This is a genomic window from Streptomyces sp. NPDC058534, from assembly GCF_042717365.1.
Taxonomy (GTDB): domain Bacteria; phylum Actinomycetota; class Actinomycetes; order Streptomycetales; family Streptomycetaceae; genus Streptomyces.
Genome location: NZ_JBHXNW010000123.1, coordinates 1 through 2,880 on the forward strand (window position 1 = coordinate 1; position 2,880 = coordinate 2,880).

2 protein-coding genes and 1 pseudogene are annotated in these 2,880 nt (G+C 73.5%); all 3 read right to left on the minus strand.

The features are described from left to right. Positions 1 to 253, minus strand: a pseudogene (locus tag ACFWR9_RS40600) (hypothetical protein); the annotation flags it as partial. A gap of 98 nt (positions 254 to 351) precedes the next feature. Then, positions 352 to 510: a hypothetical protein gene (locus ACFWR9_RS40605; protein WP_383852091.1), complete on the minus strand. Its 159-nt coding sequence runs from the start codon at positions 508 to 510 to the stop codon at positions 352 to 354. A 158-nt stretch (positions 511 to 668) separates the two neighbouring features. Continuing rightward, complete coding sequence (locus ACFWR9_RS40610; protein ID WP_383852094.1) at positions 669 to 2,798, minus strand: FUSC family protein; 2,130 nt, start codon at positions 2,796 to 2,798, stop codon at positions 669 to 671. Positions 2,799 to 2,880: the final 82 nt, after the last annotated feature.

Genomic DNA, 2,880 nt, shown 5'->3' on the forward strand with positions numbered 1-2,880 from the left:
AAACCTGGCCCGAAATTCTGCGGATCAACCACACATCTGATAAATAGCGTTGCTCGGCCTGTTTAAGCGAAAGCCCCAACAGTTGAAGACCCTGCTTGCGGTGGTTGCGGCGAGGGTCCTCGTCGCAGCCCTTGATCTCTACCTCCAGCAGGACCCGCACGACCTCGGCTGGATCCCGGCGTTGGGAACGGGCGGTGGCCAGCACGTCGGGGGCGGATCTGCGCAGATAGGGAAACCGGATCCGCTTGAGCACGGCCTCGAGCTCGGGTGGGATCGGCGGGGCCGTCGGTGGTGGAGGGACTGGAGCAGGTGCCGGGTCAAATTCCGCTCGTTGGTGTGCTGACCGGTGGATCAGGTGGCCTTGCGGCCGAAGTCGGCCCAGGCGGAGGTGCCGGGCTGGACGGAATGGGCCTCGTCTGCGACGACCAGGTCGGCGGGGCGGACGCCATGGCGGCGGTGCTGGACGATGGACTTCAGGTCGTTCTCGGCGAAGCGGCCCGCAGTCGCCAAGCGGGCCGCGCCTCACGACGTGGCGCGCGGTTTCGGTCATCCCGGCTGGCTGCACGGCGCGGCAGCGGTGCCGGCAGCCATCCTGGTGACCCGTGGCCCGGCTGCTCGCACGCGGGACGCCGCGCACCGGGCACCAGCGGGTCCCCTCTACCTGCCGGTCAATGCCGTTTGTCTGCGGCGGCCGGGCAGTCCGCCCCGGTGGCGGTGGCGAGGTCTGAAGCGAGGGCGTGCAGCCACACCTCCAGATCGACGAGGAGGGACCACGCCCCCGGCGTCGTGGCGGGCGAGGTGACGGACGGCAGCGGTGCGAGCCGGACCCGGACTCCCAGCGGGGGCCGGTCCGCCGCTCTCAGGCCGGCGGCTGCCACCTGCCGCGCGGCCGTGTCCATCCACCGCCGGGCTTCGGGCGGGATACAAGGTGCGCCCTGGGCGGGCGGCAGCCAGTAGGCGCCGGTGAGCACGCGGGAGCCGTAGTTGAGGGCTGCGAGCCAGTCGGGGCCGTCGTCGTCCGCATGAGAGCTGGGCTCCATGCGGAACTGCGCGTAGGCCGCCTCCGCGATGCGCAGCCGGTGCAGGGCGGACCACAGCGACCCGGCCGTGGGCCGCTCGGAGGCGTCCGCACGCGGGCTGACACCACGGCCGGCCGCCGCGTCGGCGGTATCGCGCACCACGGGCGCGGTGGCCCGCAACAGCGCCGCCACGCTGCGCCGCAGCTCGGCGCGGGCACCGGCCGGCCACGCGAAGAGCCCGCACACCAGCCCGACCGCGCTGCCGGTCAGCACATCGATCAGCCGTGCCTCCTCCAGCCGCCAGGTCACGGGGGCGATCTGAGCGAAGGCGGTCGACACGACCAGCGTGAACAGTCCCTGCGCCCACGCGGGCCCCCCGGCGGGCCCCACCGAGAAGGCGACCACCATCATGGGCACCAGCAGACCGGCGTACAGTTCGGTCGCGTCACCCGCCCCGATGATGAGCACACCCGCGAGCACGGCGCCGAACAGGGTCCCGGTGGCGGCCGACTGCACGGCCGACCAGGTACCGACCGCCGTCGTGCGCGCCAGCGTGAGCACGCTCAACAACACCCAGAAGCCGTGCGACAGGTCGAGCGCCCCGGCCACCAGACGGGCGAGGCCGAGCCCCAGCGCCGTACGGACCGCGTTCTGGAACACGACGGAGCGCGGAGTGAGGTTGCCGCGGATCCGCACGAGCCACAGATGTGCCGTCGGCACCCTCGCGTACCAGAACTGCTCGTGGGGCAGTCCGGGCACCGCATGGTCGCCGCCTGCCGCGAGGTCCGCCGCCGTGCGCACGGTCACCATCGACACCGCCACGGTCAGCAGCGTCGACTGGCGGCGCAGGAGCGCGTAGGGACGGCCGCCGCGGCCCTCTGGGCCGCGGCGCTCGTCCAGAAACCGCGCCGTCATCTCCTCAATCAGCTCGGTGCCGTGGGCCGGCCGGTCGCCGCGGAGGATACCCGCGGTGTCCGCGCACGTCGCCGCGATACCGTGGAGCAGGGTCTGCGAAGCCGTGTCGGCCGGAGCGGGCGGGAGTTCGCTGAGGGCGGCCAGCTGGTCCAGCAGCCGGCGCGCTGCCGAGCCCGCGTGGGCCAGCGCCCGGTCGGTCCGTCCGGCGCCGGTGGGACGGCCGCCGCGCGGTTGCCGGGAGAACCGCAGCTTCCGGCCGGTCGTCCGCAGCCGACGGGCCGTTACGCTGTCGACGACTTCCGCGCGCAGGAGGAGTCTCGCCGCTTCGGCCGCCAGGTCGAGGGCGTCCGCGACCCGCCTGGCGTACGACGGATGCCGGGACGACGGGAAGAGCAGGAGCTCGCCAAGGAACAGCGCCGTCGCGCCCAAGGCCAGTCCGGCCAGCCGTTCAGGCAGGGTGGCGGGGGCGTAAGGCGGGAAGCAGGCCAGGATGTAGCAGAGCTGCAGCCCGGGCGCGACGCTCGCGAGTCGCGGGGCGCATACCGAACCGAACGTCAGGATCAGGGCGACGAGAAGCATGCCAACGGCCGACGCCCAGGTGGTTACTGCGAGGGCGGTGCCCAGCGCGATCAGGGCGGCGGCTGCCGGGGCGGCGCGCAGCACGCTGCCGGCGCGGTGGCGGCCGGAGCCCGGCAGTGGGGACAGGACGCCGAAGGCGATGGGGGTGAACAGGGCGTACAGCGCGAGGACCGGCTGGTCCAAGAGGTATGCCGCGGGGTAGAAGCCGGCGGCCGAGGCGACGGAGACCCGCACCGCGCGTCGGCTCCCGCTGAACGACGCGGCGGGCGACGGCAGCTTCGGCATCGGTACCCCTTCCCGGCGATCGACCGGCGGGGGGGTCCGGCCGGCCCGGCGGAGCGCGCGCACCACCAAATTGGAGGGTGGC